Consider the following 18,757-nt stretch of genomic DNA (forward strand, 5'->3'; position numbering starts at 1 on the left):
CACTTTGGTCGGTGGATAAAGACTTTGATGCTACCGCATCTAGCTCTTTTTTTCACTTGCTCTTGGAAATCGCACTTCATGTGTTAATCTAAGATTTTAAAAAATAAAACGTCTACTTATTAGGCGTTTTTTTATAGCTACAGCAATAGCTCTAAACGTTAAATTTCAAGCAACATCAATTTTTGAATCAACTCACTGACATGCTGCGCTTGCATTTTTTTCATCACTTGTGAGCGATGCACCTCGACCGTACGTACGGACACATCCAAATGGTCAGCGATGTTTTTATTCAGATTTCCTTGCAGCAATTCATGAGCGACCTGCTTTTCTTTATCGGTCAGCTGCGCATAGAGTTTTTTAATAGCATAAAGCTGAGCACGCTTGAGTGTTAATACTTGCGCACGCTCAAGCGCTTCTTGGAGACGGTGGCTATTAATCGGTTTCTCTAAATAATCAGCGGCGCCTTGTTTGAGCATATCCACGGCATCAGCAATCTCACCCTTGCCAGTTAAGGCAATAAAGGCTATCGGACTGTCATGTTGATTAAGCTGCGCTTGTAGTGCCTGACCGCTCATTTCTGGCATCATTAAATCACTGACGATCACTGCGGGACGGTAGATATCGACTCGCTGCAGAAATATCAGGGCACTTGACCACACTTGGGTCGGTAATCCTAAACTGCTAATCAGAAAGTTACAGGATGTACGCACGCTTTCTTCATCGTCGATGATATGAATCAATAGAGGTTCATTATTGCTATCAGCTGGCGTCTGCCATTCTGAGTGCTTAATTGAATTATGCTGAGCATTCATACGCAACCTTATGATTAAGTTTATTTGCAGATTTTATAAATACTTGGATTTACATAGCTCTGTTTTTATTATCTTATTTCTCCGCATTATCAGCCAAGTGCAGCGGCAGATAAAAAGACACTTGTGCGCCTACCTTGTTTGCTAATGGATAGATATTTTCAGTTTTCATCAAGCGCACTTTACCATTTAACGACCGCTTTAAGCGTTGCTGATAACCATCTAACGCTTGAATAGCATTGAGCTCTTGCTGGACTTCGATATTGCCAAGCTGCATCATACCGCCAAGTGATTTGCAAAGACGCTGACATATCATCAGCCCCAAGCCTAAACCATTTTCTTTGGTCGATTTGGTGGCATATTTATTAGTCGGACGCTGTTGTGATTGACCCTCAACTAACTGCTGATTACCTTCTAAAGGTTTATGGTTAAGCAACTGCGCCTCATCAAAACCGCCTGCATCATCGGTTATATGCAACACTATATAGGATTTGCCTTTATAATCTTCTGTCTGACAACGTAGCATTATCTGCGTCGCCCCTTGCTGCTCGGCATTAACCATGCTATTCAGCAATAATTGGTCAAGAGCCAAGCTTGGCAACTGCAAAGACTGGTAGTCACTCGCCAGCCAAAAACCAATACTTGAGGCCTTTTCACCAAGCAGCAATATACATTGCTCGTAGGTAGTGGCGATATCCACCTCAACTTCATCCGACTGCGCGCGCCCTGCCCAGCGCCGAATATTACTGATGACAGCCGCGACCCGTTCGGTTTCATTGACAATTTGCTGTAATGCACTTTCTGTCGCTTGTTTGTCTATTGCTTGCTTTTCTAGCACTTGCTTGTCCGTTAGCGTCTTTTCTAGCGCATTCAAACTACGGGCAGAGTTTTTATCCAGACCCGTACTTTCTTTACTGTCTTGGCGGCTGACATTGCTTTGGCTGCGAATCAATAAGCCTTGCGCATAATTTTGAATGGTCGCCAGCGGCTGATTGATTTCATGGGCGATTGATCCACTCATCTCACCGATGACAGCGAAGCGTTCTGATTGACGTAGCTGCTGGTCATAATCACGAATCAGTTGATTTTGCAGAATGATTTTTTGCCGTCGTCGCCATGCCAGCCAGCTCATCCACGCATAATTTACCGTCGATATCAGTATGATTAAGACAATAACCGCCATCCACAATCGATGCGCCTTTACCCAATCGAGCATATGCGCGCCCAGCTGCTTTTGAGCCGGATGACGGTTCATATCATAAAGAATACGTTCAGCATCGCTACTCGATTCGGGTGGTAGCCAGCGCTGTCCTATTCCTAACGACTCTTGCTCTGGTTGACTCTTTCCATATTGACTCAAACCAAATAAATTTTGATTGATTTGCCGAATCAGTGCCGCAGGTGCTTGCTCAGTCGCTGCCAATGTCCAATTGGGATATATCTTTGTTGAAGACTGACAGCTAGATGCGGTTGCCATAGGGTGAATAAGACGGTATTGTTTCTTACTAATTTTCCCTTGCCGCACCATCTCTTCCATCAAGCAAAGCGGCGCAATCGCTGCATCTACGCTGCCATTCGCCAACGCATATAATGTGCGCTCAATAGGATAGCCGACAAACTGAGACCGATAACGATTAGACGGTACGCCGTTTTGCTGTAATAAATGTGCGACCAGTAAATAACCGCCGAAAGCCTCGCTATCGACGGCAGCAATTTTGCGCTGCTGCAAATCTTGCAACTGATAAATACCGCTGTCCTCCTTTACCCAAAGTGCACTGGCGACGGCTTCCATGGCGCTGGGTCCTTTTAACTGCCTATCTTGAGACAGCTTATTAAATTCATTGGCTAGATTAACCGTTGTAGAAAGCGGCTTATCAGCGCTTTTACTGAAACTTTTTTCATGAAGGTATTTACCACGGTTATCGTCAGGCCTATACAATTGAGCGGGCTCTGTATCGGCTTCCAAGGTTGCAAGCCAGCGCCAATGCGTGGTATTCATTTTAATCAGTTGTACTTGCGGGCCAAGCACTAAGGCAAATTGCTGCGCTTCGATTTCCTGCTGCCAATTCTCTAACGCTAGCGGCACTAAGACCACTGTGTCTTCTCGGAGTTGCTCATTAAGCTCATTGAGCCACGGTTGCCAACGCTCTTGCGCCACTGTTTCACCTTGCGGTGCCAGCACGCCCAAATAGTAGGTTTGCGCATTGGCCCTGCCTAGCATCAACCAAAGGAAGGACGCTACAACGATAATAAAATAAGCCTTCAAAATAGCCCAGACTTTAGACTTTTTAACCATAAACCTAGCCTTACAGTTGAGCTATCAAATAGCCATTATAAATGAAGACCATAACTATAATGTGGTTTTCCACAATATCGCAATGCCTCCCTCCATCTTATACTAGATAACAATCGTGTAACTTTTCATTCACTAAGTTTAACTTCAGAATATTTAATAAGGACGCCTAATGGACGTCATTAAATCGTGATGATGAGTGAGAAGCTTAGTAAAGATATCTTATGGAGGGCAGGCTTATGAAAAAGTGGCCATTAATCATTATTATGGCAGCCATTGTAGGGCTAATTTTAGCGTTTATCATTGGGCAAATACTGCCTAATACGCGAACGACTAGCAGTGACATTGAGGTCAATATCAGCGACCCTGCCCTGATAAAACAAGGGCAATATATTGCGCGTACCGCTGACTGTGTCGCCTGCCATACGACGCTTGATGGTGAAACTTATGCCGGCGGTCTGCCGATGCTGACGCCACTAGGGGCCATTTATTCAACCAATATTACCCCTGATAAAGAAACCGGTATTGGTCAATATAGCTTTAGCGACTTTAAAAATGCCGTCAAGCATGGCGTGCGCCGTGATAATAAAGCGCTATATCCTGCCATGCCCTATCCGTCTTATCAGCTCATGCCCGATGAAGATTTGGCCGCGATGTACGCCTATTTTATGTCTGACGTCAAACCCGTTAAGCAAGCCAACTTAAAAAGTGAGTTGCCGCCGATAGCCAATTGGCGCTGGCCGCTGGCTTATTGGCAAACAATGTTTGACCCAAAACGTGACTTCGTGCCAGAAACTGATGATGCGCTATTGACCCGTGGCCAGTATTTGATTGAAGGTCCTGGACACTGCGGCTCTTGTCATACTGAGCGCGGTATCGGTTTCCAAGAAATCGCCCTAAGCAATGCCGATTCAGATGAATATTTGAGCGGTGCGGTCATCGATGGCTGGCGCGCCAAAAGTATCCGCGGTGAGCATCGTGGTTTGGCTACGTGGACCGTTGCAGAATTAAATGACTTCTTTAAAACTGGTCGCACGGACAGCACAGCAGCCTTCGGCGCTATGGCCGAAGTGGTCGAGCACAGCACGCAATATATGACAGACTATGATATCAACGCCATGTCATCTTATCTAAAGACTTTAGCGCCAGCGCCAAATAAAGAAACAACCTTGCCAGCGAAAAAAGACATGACCACGCAAAAACTGCTTGATGGCAACTATGATTCGCGCGGCTCAATTCTGTACGCCGAGTATTGCCAAGTTTGCCACCGTGCTGACGGTAAAGGCGTGGCGCGTATTTTCCCAGCCCTTGATGGCAATAGCGCGGTATATGCGAAAAATGCCGACTCAGTATTACAAATCACCTTGAGCGGTGGCCGCATGCCCGAAACGCCGCACGACCGCATGGCCTTTACCATGCCTGAATTTATCAACCTAAGTGATGCGGATGTAGCAGAAGTGGTCAACTATGTCCGTAATAGCTGGACCAACCAAGCGCCTGAAATCGGTGTTGACGATGTGGTAAAAATGCGCGCTTTCCTCGCTAAAAAACCAAAAACCAGTACCGATATTGCCCCAGACCTAAGTATTGACGCGCAAACAAAAGGAGCAAAATAATGAAAATCTGTCCACACAACCTGCTTGCTGTTGTTAGCGTTATCTCTCAGAAAATGAAAATGGGCAAACTAACCACCACTGTACTGACTGCTTCAGCGCTTAGTATCGCCGCTATCGGTAGTGGCTGCTCACAGCCCGAGCCTGCTGAGCAAAACGCGCCTAAATATGGCCTGGTCACCGCGGATGATGCCAACGAAGACATTGGTACTTATGTGCTGCCGCAAGATACTTCTATCCTAGATGAGCCAAACGCTGATGAAATTTTTTATGGTAAGCGCTTGTTAAACGAAACCAAGCGCTTATTACCCGAACATGTCGGCGCACAAATGAACTGTAATAGCTGCCATATCTCACAAGGTAAAATCCCGCTTGGCGACCCTTATATCAACAGTTACAACTTCTACCCGCGCGTGATGCCGCGCGCGGGTAAAGAGATCGATTTGACCAAACGCATCAACGGCTGCTTCCAGCGCTCAATGAATGGCAAACCATTAGAGCCCAAATCACCTGAAATGCTGGCGATGTTGGCCTATATGAAATGGCTGTCACAAAATACGCCAAAAGAGCAAAAGGTCGATATCCAAAACGCGGGTAAAGTCGATGAATCCTTGGTCGGTAATCCTGTACGCGGTGAGAAAATCTACCAAGCACAATGCGCCACCTGCCATGGTGACAACGGCGAAGGCATAAAAGACAGTCGCGGCGATATTGTCTTCCCGCCATTATGGGGCGATGAATCCTTTAATATCGGTGCGGGCATGGCGCGTACTTATAAAGCGGCGGCTTTTGTCAAATATAATATGCCGATGGGTATTCAAACCAAAGGACTATGGGGTCATGGCAATGTGCTCAGTGATCAAGATGCCATCGATGTTGCTGAATTTTTTACTCATCAACCGCGTCCTGACTTTGCTGGCAAAGTAAACGACTGGCCTAATGGTAAAAAACCCAAAGATGCGCGTTATTAAATGACATATCAAATCAAGACGTAGTAAACCAAATAGCAGTAAAATTAATTTTTCCTATAAAAGACCTCAAACGCATGACTTGCTTTGAGGTTTTTTGTTATCTATAGGTAATGATACTAAAAAATTTTGGCCAGCCATTATATAGTAGTGCTTAAGGCAATGACTTTTATTACAGTCATACTTACTTATCGCCATTCGCTTATGAGGTCTGTCATGCGCAAAATTCCTGTTTATCCCCACCCTGCCGCTGGCTGGCCAGCTTTGGTTGCCTCTACTCGTAAGCTAATGGATTACAAGGCTTTTTTGCGTGGCAGCATAAGTATTTTGCATAGCAATCAGCCCAACAGCGGCTTTGACTGTCCGGGCTGCGCATGGCCAGATCATAAGACTCATAAAAACCTTGATGTCTGTGAGACAGGGATTAAGGTCATTGCTAGTGAAACGATGAGCAGGCGCGCCGATGCAGCCTTTTTTGCCAAACATAGCGTTAAAGAACTACAAGGCTGGTCAGGCTACGAGCTTGAGCACAGCGGCCGCTTATCAGAGCCGTTATATTATGATGCGGGGCAAGACCGCTATGTGGCGATTTCTTGGCAGGCGGCTTATGAGTGTATTGCTGATACGTTAAAAAATCTTGCTTCGCCAGATGAAGCGTTATTTTACACCTCAGGACGCGTCACTAACGAGCCTGCTTTTATGTACCAATTGTTCGTACGCTGTTTTGGCACCAATAATTTGCCAGATTGCTCAAACATGTGTCACGAGCCAACGTCAGTGATGCTCGGCAAACAGTTAGGCGTCGGTAAAGCCACCGTAGTTTTGGAAGATTTTGAGCAGGCGAAGCTGATTATGCTATTTGGGCAAAATCCTGCCACCAATCATCCGCGTATGCTTGAGATGCTGGCACACGCTCATAAGCAAGGCTGCAAAATCATTTCTATTAACCCGATGCGTGAGCAAGGTTTAAGCAAGTTTAGAAATCCGCAAAAACCAACCCATATGGCCGCAGGGCAAAGTGACGAAATGGTTGATGAAGTCATTCAAATTCAAATCGGTGGTGATACCGCTTTATTGACGGGCTTGGCCAAATGGCTGACCAAAAACGGTAAAATTGATCGTGATTTTATTGAGCAGCATACATCAGGCTATGAAGCGCTAGATACTTGGTTACGCCAGCAGTCTTGGACAGAGGTAGAGCGTGGCTGCGGTATCAGTAAAGCGGACATTGTCAAACTTGCCAAACTTGTTGCTGATAGCCCCGCAACCATTTGCACCTGGGGCATGGGTATTACCCAACATGTCCAAGGCGAAGATAACGTCGCCATGATTACCAATTTGCTGCTACTCATGGGTATGATTGGTGTCGATGGCGCAGGCGCCTCACCAGTGCGTGGTCACTCAAATGTGCAGGGCGATCGCACCATGGGAATCCATGAGCGCCCTAAACAGAGCTTACTTGATAGCCTTGAGCGCGTGTTCAAGCGCCCTATGCCGCAAGAAGATGGGCTTGATGTCATCGCTGGGGCAAAAGCATTGATGCAAGGTAAGCTCAAAGCCTTTATTAGCATGGGCGGTAATTATGCCGTCGCCGCCCCCGATAAAAGTGCCATTCAAACGGCCTTAACCACTACCGAGCTTAATGTTTTTATTGGCACCAAACTTAATGAAACCATGCTATATCCAGGTAAAAACAACCTTATCTTACCTTGTATCAGCCGTACCGAACGCTTAGTAACGGAAAAAGGTGAGCAGTTCGCGACGATTGAAGACTCGATGTGCCAAATTGTTCCTACTCGCGGTCGCATTGAGCCGATTAGTGATGATTTAAAATCTGAAGCGCAAATTGTGGCCGATATGGCAACCCATGTGCTTGACGCCGATTCGTCTATTCCATGGCAAACCATGAGCAGCGACTTCGATATCATCCGTAATTATATCGCTCAAGCCATTGACGGCTTTGAAAACTTTAACCAGCGAATCCGCGAAAGCGAGCGTGGATTTCATTTGTATCATCCTGCACGTCATCGCGTCTGGACTACTGATAGTGGTAAAGCCCAATTTGAAGTACCGCAATATTCCATTACTTATGTCGCAGCGCAAATGGCAGAAACCACATCAAGCTATCATAGCCATGCTAAAAATAACAATGCTAAAAACGACCATAGCAAAAATAATGAACCCGAGATTCATCCAAGCAATAGCGATCACAATCAAACCCAAAGCCCTGAGCAAAAAGTATGGCAACTAACCAGTGTTCGCAGTCATGATCAATTTAACACCATGATTTTCGGCCATCAAGACCGCTATCGCCGAACCAACCGCCGTGATGTGTTGTTTATGCATCCAGATGAAATCAAGCGTTTAGGTTGGCAAAAGGGCGATAGTGTGATGGTATCGCGTCAAGACAGCAAGGATGAGCGCCGTACCTTAGGGCCGCTCATCCTTACCGAGATGGATATTGCTGCCAATGCCGTGGCGACTTATTATCCTGAATGTAACGACCTTATCGATTTAGACAGTCATGCGCCCGACTCAAGAACGCCCTCTTACAAGTCTGTCACCGTTATTTTACAGCGCGTCAATGAAGGCAAACTAGTTGCCAGCGCTTAATAAAAGATGGTTAGATTAAAAAATGGTTAAAAATAATGGTTAGTAAAAATAATGGTCAGTAAAAACAACTCAGCTGCAGTAGAACCTTTGATAAATGGCGTAGCCGATCGTTTAGAAACCTATACTGCTACTGCTGCTGAATCATTAAAGGATACACAGACAGTACCCTTATCGCGTCTGCATTTAACCCAAAAACATGCCTATGTATCTACATCAGATATGTCTGATAAAACTCCAGAGATGGAGATTGACAATAAATCAGCGATGCTAGCAGTGGAGGCAGCCATTGCCATCGTCATTAACGGGATTCATTACGCCATACTGATGGCAAGCCCCTATCAGCTTGAATATCTTGCCATTGGATTTTTATACAGTGAAGGGCTGATTCATCATAGTTATGAGTTATTAGACTGGGAGGTGACGCAACTGACCGATATTGCCAGTTATCGAAGATTTACCAGTGATTTAACGGATGATTTGATTGCCGAAAAGACTGGCTTTGAGCAGTTTTCAGCGCAATTGCAAGATTACGATGTGTATGTAGTGGAGCTGGTGTTAAATCAGCGCTGTCATCAGCGTATTCAAGCCCAAAGACGTCAGCTAGCTGGTCGTACAGGCTGCGGTATGTGCGGTATTACAGGGCTTTCCCAAGCCCTTCCCGATTTGAGTCATTATTCATCATCAAGCTCGCAACAAGTCCAACAGCCCCTACAATCAACCACGCCCAATCTCAACTATCTATTGCAAATGCGACAGCAAATTGATACTGCGCAGCATACCCACCAGTTAACTGGCGCGGTTCATGCTGCCGCAACCATGCAAGGCAATGATTTATATTTATTTGAAGACGTCGGACGTCATAACGCACTTGATAAACTCATCGGTTGGCAATTGCGTCATAAAGCGGAGGTAACATGCGTGGTGATGACCTCGCGCTTGTCTATTGAGCTGGTACAAAAATCCATTCGTAGTCGCATTCCTTGGTTAGTGGGTATGTCGGCGCCGACCAGTACCGCGGTTCGTGTCGCTGAGCGCTACGGCTTGGGACTGGCAGGGTTTTTACGTGATGACCGCGTCACTTATTATACGAACTATTCAAACGCTTAAAATAGTAAACTGATGGCCGTTCTATTACATCTATCTAATAGCATTGCTAAACTGTGAGCATATTACCTATCATTTTCAACTCAGCTCAACTCAATCTATCTTCCTTTCGTATATCCTATTATCCTTACTGTCATTCACCGTCACTCTTCCATCGAGACTACTGAATTTTTTTAAATCTCTCTTCAAAATTCAGTTTTTCCCTACTCATTACGGTTATTTTATTAACTATCTAGTAGTTTGTCTTAATCCTGTTTGACTACGAAGTTTGCGGTAGAATTTGAGATTAGAGACAGAATGGGTTACTCTTACCGCACAAACATGTTACTAGAATTTAACATGGCTGTAGTTTTATTTATAAATGATAAGTAAGTGAGGACAACCGCTTCCATAAAACGTTACTTATCATCACGACGTCGGATGATAGCTCACAGGCAATAAAATGGGTAATATGCTACCTTAAATATTGTCTATCGCAGCTACTATAAGCTGTCTAATCTGGCACAAGTCAAGCAGTTCAGACTTAGTGCTTATCCGTATTTTTGCTATAGATGTTTATCTCATAAGCTTCTTTTAGCGTATCGCTACTATCGAGTATGCATCACTTGACAGCGTAATGGTCAATCCATTAACAGACGCCTATTGAGAGTTGCTGCCATTATTTCTAAGACAGCCTTTTAGCACGTATTTTTTTAAATATTCGTTTAATAGCCTGTGTTTGATGAAAAAAATAGCATCCTACTTAGTGTAAGCGTCTGGCTGTCATCACTGTTTATGTCATTGCTCGTTTATATACGTAGCAAATAGGGTCCATTCGTCCCGTTACATTCCTAAAGGTTTATGGCACTACTTTTAACTCAAACCTTTATTCATTTAAACAATTGCGAGGTATGAATTTGAAAACTGAGTCATTGTTCCAATTTTCATCATTGACCATTATTTTATTATTACTAGGGTTTTACGGCGGTACTTATCTGCTGTCTCTATTAATTAAAAAAGACAAGGAAACCACTTCTGGATTTATGGTTGCCGGTCACAATGTCGGCTTCGGTATGGGCGCGGCAAGTATGACAGCAACTTGGATTTGGGCGGCGTCGTTTTATGCGGCTGCAACCTCCGGTTATAAATATGGCGTTTCAGGACCGATACATTATGGTTTTTGGGGCGCTTTGATGATTTTATTCATCTACCCCTTTGGTATGCGCTTTCGAGAACTTGCTCCTAATGGTCATACTTTAGGTGAACTTATCCACGCGCGCCACGGATCATCAAGCCAATTAATTTTAGCCATATCCAACCTTATGGGCAGCTTAATTAGCTTGATGGTCAACTTCACTGCCGCTGGTGCTTTGGTGTCAGTATTATCGCCGCTATCATTTCAGACCGGTGTCATCATTGCAGGTGTCGGCGTGCTCAGCTATACATTAACCTCAGGATTTCGGGCATCGGTGTTTACCGATTTTGCCCAACTGGTCGCCTTGATGGCGATCGGAGTCATCATCATTCCTGCAGTGCTATTTGCTATGGGTGGGCCTTCGGTCATGGTCAGCGGCCTGTCGAATTTAACGTTAGAGCAGCAAAATTTATTTTCTTCTGAAGCTTTCTTTCAGCAAGGTGCACCTTATTTTGTCGCAGTGTTGGCTTATGCCATCGGTAACCAAACTATTACCCAGCGTCTATTTGCTATTGATAAAACCAAAATCAAAGCCACTTTTGTTACCGCAACGGTCGGCTACGCTGGTATTGTCATTGGTCTTGGCATGATTGGCTTGATGGCATTGACCATGGGTATTGAACCGCTCGACGGCAATATGAATAACTTAATCCCGCAAATGGTCAGCACCTATCTACATCCGATATTTATTGCATTGTTCTTTATTTTGGTAATTGGTTCGCTGTCTTCAACCGCTGACTCAGATTTATCGGCGCTATCAACGATTATGATGGCAGACGTTTATGGCAAAAATATCGCCAAAGGGCGCATTAAACCAAAAACCATGATGCTGGTCGGACGCTCAACGATGATTATCGCTACAGCCGCTGGATTGATTTTCGCCAGCTTTAAGCTTGATATTTTAGTGATGCTAGTTTTCGTTGGCGCATTATGGGGCACGATCGTATTCCCTGTAATTGCCAGTGTGTTCTGGAATCGAGTGACCAATGTCGCCTTTACCTCAGCCGTCATCGTCGGACTTCTATTATTCTGCGTCGCGCGCTTCGAGCTGATACCGATTATAGGTTTCACTGCTCTATTTTTTGAGATTTTGGCCAGTGTTGGTGCTGCTGTGGTCATTGGATTGATGATTTTTGGCTTCTTGGGTCGAAAAATCGGCATGGGCGCTGCTGCTATCACACTGGTACTGATGCTCATCTTTGCCACAGGCTTTCTACGCCAATATATGGTCCTACTTGCTTCACTGACCGCTTATGGCGCTAGTACCATTGTCTGTGTGATTGTCAGCCTCATAGGTAACGAGCATTTTGACTTTGACCTGATTAAAAAACGGGTCGGCGACTATGATAAAAAGCCGCAAGCACAGCAATGACAAAAATCTTAAGTAAAAATAGTATTAACAATTGATGGTTGGCTAATGATCGGCTAACCATTCCTGCTTAATTTTAGTAAAAAAATGTACATAAACACAATAAGGAGACATCATGGACAACGTCTTTATCTATGGATTATATATCCTCATTTGGCCAGCGATTACGCTTGGCGTGCTGATATTAATTTGTACCGCAACTTATCACGATATCAAAAAAGCAAAACGAAATAATCAAGATATTGTTTAACAGATAACAACCAACTGGGACAATCGTTTTAGACAAGTCATCGCTGAGTTTAAGCTTAATGATGACTTGATTTGTTTGATTAATGGGCAAATAACCTTGAAATTATGAGTAAACAACGACAACTTAGCAAATAAGTTACATTTCATTAAAAAATGACTTGTAATTTAAATTATTTTTGCTAATATAGGCATCCTTGATTGGCTGGGTGGCAGAGTGGTCATGCAGCGGACTGCAACTCCGTTAACGCCGGTTCGATTCCGACCTCAGCCTCCAATTATTTAGCTTAAAATTTATAAGTATGACGTTAATTTTAGCTTGCTTTATTAATGAAAATGCTTATAATAGCGACCACTATCTAGCAAGTAGAAAGCTTACTTTATAGATAATACAAGTTTTGCCCGGGTGGTGAAATTGGTAGACACAAGGGATTTAAAATCCCTCGCTAGTAATAGCGTGCCGGTTCAAGTCCGGCTCCGGGTACCATTATATTAAAAGGCTTCCAAGCAATTGGAAGCCTTTTTCTTATTTTTCTTATTATCCTTATTGCCCGTTTTTCTACAAAACCCTTCATAACGAGTATTTTTCTCCTCTCCTGTTCTAATTTATATTATTACTCAGTTTAGGGTGTACACCATTATTCATTGCAAGATGAATTGAGGACACGCCCTAGCTGGAAAAAGCGTATATTTCTTCTAAAATAAAGCATGCATTTTAATCGATGCGGAATGGGTATTCATCGACGGAAGCTATATACGGTGTCATCAGCATGCAAGTGGAGCTCGGTTTGGTGAAGTTCGAACAATTGAAAGAAGCCGTGGCGAAGCAACTACAAAGATACATCTATCCTGTGATGCCGATGGGCATCCGCTCAATTTTAAAGTTGTAGAGGGTGAAGCCCATGACAGTCAAGTTGCAGATGAAATAACTGATTAAGAAAATTGATGAAATATAAGACTTTTCTCATAGGGCAGACGATATAAGTAAAAAAATCCGACCACGTTAAGTAATCGGATTTTTAATATTTGGTGGAGATGGCGGGAGTTGAACCCGCGTCCGCCAGCATTACGCTCATGAATCTACATGTTTAGTTTCTGTCTTTAGTTTTAATCCGCACCGATCCGACAGTCAGGATGGATTGGACGATTCTCTACTTTTGAACCCAAGCGATTGAGACAATCACTTGTGGCGAGCCTACATGCGGACGCTTCAACTTAGTTGACCAACTGTAGGTGATCAGCAACCAAGTAAGCAGGGTTTAAGCTGCTAGAGCGTAAGTTTCGTCGTTTGCGACTATAACAATATATGTTTGATTAACGAGAGGACATACACTCTCGACATGCATCATTGAGTTTCATCACCAGCGTCGAAGCCAGAACATCCCCAATAAGACTGACTATTATATAGGAATTAACCATAGATTTTCAACCTATAAAATCCCCGTATTACATTAAGTTACAGCTCAATCGTTTAAGCCAAAACTTTATTCATCCATTGGCCAATATTTTGAATCTGCGGCATACAAACTTGATGCGCCATTGGATAGGTATGGTAAACGACACTATAGCCTTTCGCCGATAACAAATTCTGGGCTTGCTCCCCTAATACCACAGGTACAACAGGGTCATGCGTACCATGTTCAATTAATATCGGCATGTCTTTGTTGGCAGCGCTATAGTTGATATTGTCATTGGTCGCAAGATAGGTAGACAGCGCCATCAAGCCTGCTAAGCGCTGTGGATAACCAAGCGCCACATGATATGCCACTGCCCCACCCTGCGAAAATCCTGCAATGACAATATGCTCCGGCTTAACACCGCGCTCAATTTCACGAGCAATCAAATCATAGATTTGCTGAGAAGATTCTTCGATTTGAGCGATATCGACTTTACGTTCAAGGCTCATCTCTAAGATGTCATACCATGCGGGCATGACCATACCACCATTAACCGTCACTGGACGCTGTGGAGCATGGGGAAAAATAAAACGTACCGCCATGTCATCCGCAAGACCTAACTGTGGAACAACTGGCTCAAAGTCATGACCGCTAGCCCCCAAGCCATGCAGCCAGATGACGGCTCGGTCAATCACTCTGTTTTTAGGATTGTGTTCAACAATAACAGCATCTAAATAGTTACTCATGTTTTTAAGTTCCTTTAACTGATAAATAAAACCAGATTTTTTTGTTTGATTAAGCAAGACATACCGTATTTAAATGAGAGTTTATAACTTACCTACTTAACTTTTGAGGCATGCATAAAAAAAACCCTCTAACGTATCTAATAGAACAGCAGTAGATGCGACAAAGGGCAAATAAATAGATGGCAGAAAATCTAAGTAATCGACTGCACAGGCTGCTCAACATCGGCATTTTGACCGCGATGGCGCAAATAGTGATCCAGTAATACAATCGCTAGCATCGCTTCAGCAATGGGAGTCGCGCGTACACCCACGCAAGGGTCATGACGACCTTTGGTGAGCATCTCAATCTCTTCACCCTCTGTATTGATACTCTTGCCAGCTGTCGTAATACTAGAGGTAGGTTTCAGGGCGATACTCACGCGAATGTCTTGTCCAGATGAGATACCACCTAAGATACCGCCTGCATGATTGGCAGTAAAACCTTCTGGCGTCATCTCATCACGTGAGCGATGACCAAACTGTCCAGCCACCGCCATCCCGTCCCCAACTTCAACGCCTTTTACCGCATTAATACTCATCATGGCATGGGCAATATCCGCATCTAAGCGGTCAAATACCGGCTCGCCGAGTCCGATAGGCACACCACTAGCAATCACCTCCAAACGCGCTCCGCAGCTCGTTCCTTCGCGGCGCAAGCTGTCTATCAGGACTTCAAAGCGACTTACCGCATCCTTATCCGCGCAGAAGAACGGATTGCTATTCACAAAGTCCCAGTCGATCTGGTTCGGATCTAACACTTGACTGTATTCTGAGCCAATTTGGGTGACATGACCACGGACTTGCACACCTAAGCGCTCATGCAAGTATTTTTTGGCGATAGCACCGGCGGCCACACGCATAGCCGTTTCACGGGCTGATGAACGCCCGCCACCACGATAATCACGGAAGCCATACTTCATACTATAGGTATAATCGGCATGACCGGGGCGAAAGGTGTCTTTTATGTCGCTATAGTCTTTTGATTTTTGATTGGTGTTACGAATCAAAAGCCCAATCGACGTACCCGTGGTTTTACCTTCAAACACACCAGAGATAATCTCGACTTCATCAGATTCACGGCGCTGGGTCGAGTATTTAGACGTTCCAGGTTTACGGCGATCCAAATCTACCTGCAAATCTGCTTCGCACAATTCCAAACCTGGCGGCACACCATCGACGATGGCCATAAGTCCTGCCCCATGTGACTCGCCGCACGTCGTTACGGTGAAAACCTGTCCAATACTATTGCCAGCCATATTTATCCTTAAATAAGTAAAATCTACTTTTGATTATTTTGATAATCGCTCAGCGCTAATGATTAGTTAGCTGGTATTTATTTAGCTGATTATTGATTGCTATCCAATAATTGCACGTAAGTGTCAAATAACTGACGATGGGTCATAAGCTCGTCATAGGTAATAGCAAAAATACCATGGCCGCCATGAGCAAATTTTAACCAATCGAATTGTATTTCAGGATATGCTTGCTTTAACGCCCATTCACTATCGCCCACTTCACAAACAAGCAACCCTTCGGGACTGAGATAATCCGGAGCTTCAAATAGGATACGATGTACCAAGTCCAGTCCATCTTGGCCAGCAGCAAGCGCATGTTCCGGCTCATATAAAAACTCTGGCGGCAAATCTGCCATAATCGCCGCATCGACATAGGGAGGATTGGTGACAATCAGCTCGTATTGATGCTCAGCAGGAATCTTCGCAAATAAGTCAGATTCAATCACATTGACTTGATGACCTAAGTCATGATGATCAACGTTGACCATCGCCACTTCCAGCGCGCCTTTATCAATATCAACTGCATCGACCAAAGCATCGACAAAGCGAGTCGCAAGCGCAATAGCGATACAGCCAGAACCCGTGCATAAGTCTAAAATACGCTCAGGCTGCGACAGCTGCTTAATCTCTAAACCATGATCAAAGAAGGCGGCGGCTTGATTATTCATGCCCATACCAAGCGGCTTTGCCAACTCATTGACATCAAAGTACGGATAAAACTGCTGACGAATCAGCTCGGCAATTGGTGAACGCGGAATCAAAACGCGCTCATCGACATAAAAAGGTAGGTCACAGAAATAGGATAAATTGATCAAATAACTTAACGGTTTGCGCTCAGCGATACGCTCTTCTAACAAGCTCAGCACCTGCTGTTTTTCTGAAGCGGTCAAGCGACAGTCAAGAATCTGATCGTTGGCTGACCAATCTAAAGACAGCGTGTGCAACACAATAGCAGAAGCTTCGGCAAATTCATCTGTTGTTCCTTGAGCAACAACCACATCATAGTTGCGTAACTGGGTAACGGCAAAACGAATAAAATCACGAATGCTGACTAGCTGCTCACGCGCCTCTGCAAGCTCGGCACGCAGATTGGCAAACTCATCGTGTTCACCGAGCAGCCCTGACTCCAAATCGTACGTCATATCATCTTCTAAGCCTTGCGACTCATCAGCAAAGTACTGATTTTGAAACGCTTCTGCGCTCATGGTTTGGTCTTCTGACATATCACACCTTACTGATTGCATGTTCATTAACGACATGCGGATGGGTTAAATCGCTGTCAATTAGCAGCTGATTTATTAAATAAAAACTCGTCATACATTATAGACGCAAACATCCTGCCGCGCCAATGACTGCGTTTTTTACAGCCAAAAAACTTGCATATAGTGAATTCACTATAAAATAAACACAGTAATACCGATATAAATTGTACAAATCAACTGGAGTGTAAAGCGCCCAGTAAATGAAGAAATTTGCATACACTTCTATACTCAGCATGACTAAATTATTTCCCAACTGTAGTGAATACGTCAACCATTGACGTTTAGCAAGCCTTAAACAAAAAAAGATGTGTCAAAAGTTTGCGAAGCGCCTAAATTATGCGCATAATAGCCGCATTAGTTATAACCATAAGTAAGCAAATATGATGAAAATGAAGCCTTTAATTACCGCTATAGCTATCTCTATTGTTAGTGCCAGCGCCGTTGCTGCACCTGCCGATAATACGCGCACCTTGCCAGTCCGCAAAGCTGACTCAATGTCTACTATTGCTCAGCCTAGTCTCGCTAAAAAAGTTAGCCTCAACGTGCAAGAGAACCGCAGTAGCTCAATCGATGGTCGCGCTCCTGTTGTAGCCACGCCTGCTCTAAAGTCTAATTCACCTGATCGTATGACTCAGTTGATTGACGAAAAACAAGAAGCCGACGAAAACGAAAATGCAGCGCGACAAATGGATACAGAGCAACAGACCGTTAGCGCTGATAATATGAGCGTCGAAGAGCTGGCTCGTAAAGATGTGCAGTCTGATAGCACTGACGATATCAGTGATGGTCAAGCTGTCGCCGCTCCTAATGCAGCAGTAGCAAATAACCGCCCAGCCGATACTTCTATTAAGAGTATCGAAGATGTCGATGGTAAAAAATATACCACGCTAAATCTCTCTAATTATGCCAAGCAAGTCAACGGTGCGACATGGACACCGAATATGAAAGTCAACTCAGCGATGACCATCAAAATGCAGGCGCTATTAGATTGGAACCACGCCTCACCTGGTGCTATCGATGGCGGCTGGGGCATGAACAGCAAAAAAGCGCTGATTAACTTCCAAACCATGAAAGGCTTGCCAGCCACTGGTAAAATGGACCAAAAAACGTGGGACGCTTTGAATAAAAATATCCCGGCAAATAAGCCAGTTTTAGTGACTTATACCATCACTGAAGATGATGTGAATACCAACTTTGCTACCACTCCTGCGGGCGCAGAAGCCAAGTCGAAAATGAAAGGTTTATATTACCAAGACATCAAAGAGATGTTTGGCGAACGCTTTCATATGGACGTACGCTACTTAGATAAGTTGAATAAAAACAAAGAGTATAAAGCCGGTGAAACCATCACGGTTCTAAACACGCGTGATCCACTCAAACAGCGTATTAACCGTGTCGTTGCTAATAAAGCCGACAAAACCCTATACGCTTATAACGGTGATAAGCTCGTCGCTACCTATCCAACGACTGTCGGAAGCGATGCCACGCCCTCACCGCAAGGCACATTTAAAATTGTAAATAAAGTAAAAATGCCGTGGTACAAAGCGACCGTGGGTAATGGCTCAGATAAAAAAGTACACATGCTACCACCAGGACCAAACAGCCCTGTCGGTGTCGTATGGATGGGCTTGTCCAAGCCTTCTTATGGTCTACATGGCTCACCAAAGCCTGAAGGTATCAGCCGCCAAGCATCAGCTGGCTGTGTCCGTTTGACAAACTGGGATGTGTTAGAGGTTTATGCTAATATCGAAAATGGCGCAACCGTTGAGCTTAAATAGGTAATCTTAATAACAGCCCATCACAACAAATAAAAAACAGCTCCTAAAAAG

At 44.3% G+C, this 18,757-nt stretch carries 12 protein-coding genes, 2 tRNA genes, 1 other RNA gene and 1 pseudogene; 10 read left to right on the plus strand and 6 right to left on the minus strand.

Annotated elements, in window-relative coordinates:
* Positions 1-158: 158 nt before the first annotated feature.
* Positions 159-812: a response regulator transcription factor gene (locus B4K26_RS09215; protein WP_296245022.1), complete on the minus strand. Its 654-nt coding sequence runs from the start codon at positions 810-812 to the stop codon at positions 159-161.
* Between the two features lie 73 nt (positions 813-885).
* Positions 886-3,105: a sensor histidine kinase gene (locus B4K26_RS09220; protein WP_296245025.1), complete on the minus strand. Its 2,220-nt coding sequence runs from the start codon at positions 3,103-3,105 to the stop codon at positions 886-888.
* 236 nt (positions 3,106-3,341) lie between these two features.
* Here B4K26_RS09220 and B4K26_RS09225 point away from each other — a divergent pair, with 236 nt between their 5' ends.
* The 9 genes and pseudogenes from B4K26_RS09225 to B4K26_RS09265 form a co-directional block, all read left to right on the plus strand.
* On the plus strand, positions 3,342-4,718 hold the full coding sequence (locus tag B4K26_RS09225; RefSeq protein ID WP_296245026.1) for a cytochrome c: 1,377 nt from the start codon (positions 3,342-3,344) through the stop codon (positions 4,716-4,718).
* Positions 4,718-5,686, plus strand: a complete 969-nt coding sequence (locus tag B4K26_RS09230; protein ID WP_296245028.1) for a c-type cytochrome — start codon at positions 4,718-4,720, stop codon at positions 5,684-5,686. Before B4K26_RS09225 ends, B4K26_RS09230 begins: the two co-directional genes overlap by 1 nt.
* Before the next feature lie 213 nt (positions 5,687-5,899).
* The gene (locus tag B4K26_RS09235; protein ID WP_296245031.1) at positions 5,900-8,296 is read left to right on the plus strand and encodes an FdhF/YdeP family oxidoreductase; all 2,397 of its coding nucleotides are present in this window, start codon (positions 5,900-5,902) and stop codon (positions 8,294-8,296) included.
* A gap of 51 nt (positions 8,297-8,347) precedes the next feature.
* Positions 8,348-9,403: a formate dehydrogenase accessory sulfurtransferase FdhD gene (locus B4K26_RS09240; RefSeq protein WP_296245033.1), complete on the plus strand. Its 1,056-nt coding sequence runs from the start codon at positions 8,348-8,350 to the stop codon at positions 9,401-9,403.
* A 908-nt stretch (positions 9,404-10,311) separates the two neighbouring features.
* On the plus strand, positions 10,312-11,946 hold the full coding sequence (locus tag B4K26_RS09245) for a sodium:solute symporter family protein (RefSeq protein WP_409521359.1): 1,635 nt from the start codon (positions 10,312-10,314) through the stop codon (positions 11,944-11,946).
* A gap of 112 nt (positions 11,947-12,058) precedes the next feature.
* Positions 12,059-12,193, plus strand: coding sequence for a putative transporter small subunit (locus B4K26_RS09250; protein WP_296245038.1), 135 nt, complete (start codon positions 12,059-12,061; stop codon positions 12,191-12,193).
* 199 nt (positions 12,194-12,392) lie between these two features.
* Positions 12,393-12,466, plus strand: a tRNA-Cys gene (locus B4K26_RS09255).
* A gap of 123 nt (positions 12,467-12,589) precedes the next feature.
* A tRNA-Leu gene (locus B4K26_RS09260) sits at positions 12,590-12,676 on the plus strand.
* A 231-nt stretch (positions 12,677-12,907) separates the two neighbouring features.
* Positions 12,908-13,123, plus strand: a pseudogene (locus tag B4K26_RS09265) (IS5/IS1182 family transposase); the annotation flags it as partial.
* Positions 13,124-13,216: 93 nt separating this feature from the next.
* Here B4K26_RS09265 and ssrA read toward each other — a convergent pair.
* From ssrA to prmB, 4 genes are all read right to left on the minus strand, one after another.
* Positions 13,217-13,575: a transfer-messenger RNA gene (gene ssrA / locus B4K26_RS09270) on the minus strand.
* A gap of 85 nt (positions 13,576-13,660) precedes the next feature.
* Entirely contained in the window at positions 13,661-14,332 is a 672-nt protein-coding gene (locus B4K26_RS09275) for an alpha/beta hydrolase (protein WP_296245040.1), read from the minus strand.
* A gap of 191 nt (positions 14,333-14,523) precedes the next feature.
* Positions 14,524-15,627 (minus strand): chorismate synthase, encoded by a 1,104-nt coding sequence (aroC, locus tag B4K26_RS09280; protein WP_296245043.1) that lies wholly within the window; start codon positions 15,625-15,627, stop codon positions 14,524-14,526.
* Between the two features lie 89 nt (positions 15,628-15,716).
* On the minus strand, positions 15,717-16,889 hold the full coding sequence (gene prmB / locus B4K26_RS09285; RefSeq protein WP_296245046.1) for a 50S ribosomal protein L3 N(5)-glutamine methyltransferase: 1,173 nt from the start codon (positions 16,887-16,889) through the stop codon (positions 15,717-15,719).
* A gap of 533 nt (positions 16,890-17,422) precedes the next feature.
* Between prmB and B4K26_RS09290 the strand changes: the two genes are divergently transcribed.
* On the plus strand, positions 17,423-18,706 hold the full coding sequence (locus tag B4K26_RS09290; RefSeq protein WP_409521358.1) for a L,D-transpeptidase family protein: 1,284 nt from the start codon (positions 17,423-17,425) through the stop codon (positions 18,704-18,706).
* The last annotated feature ends 51 nt before the right edge of the window (positions 18,707-18,757 follow it).

This window comes from Psychrobacter sp. UBA6766, assembly GCF_002453355.1.
In the GTDB taxonomy this organism is placed as follows: domain Bacteria; phylum Pseudomonadota; class Gammaproteobacteria; order Pseudomonadales; family Moraxellaceae; genus Psychrobacter.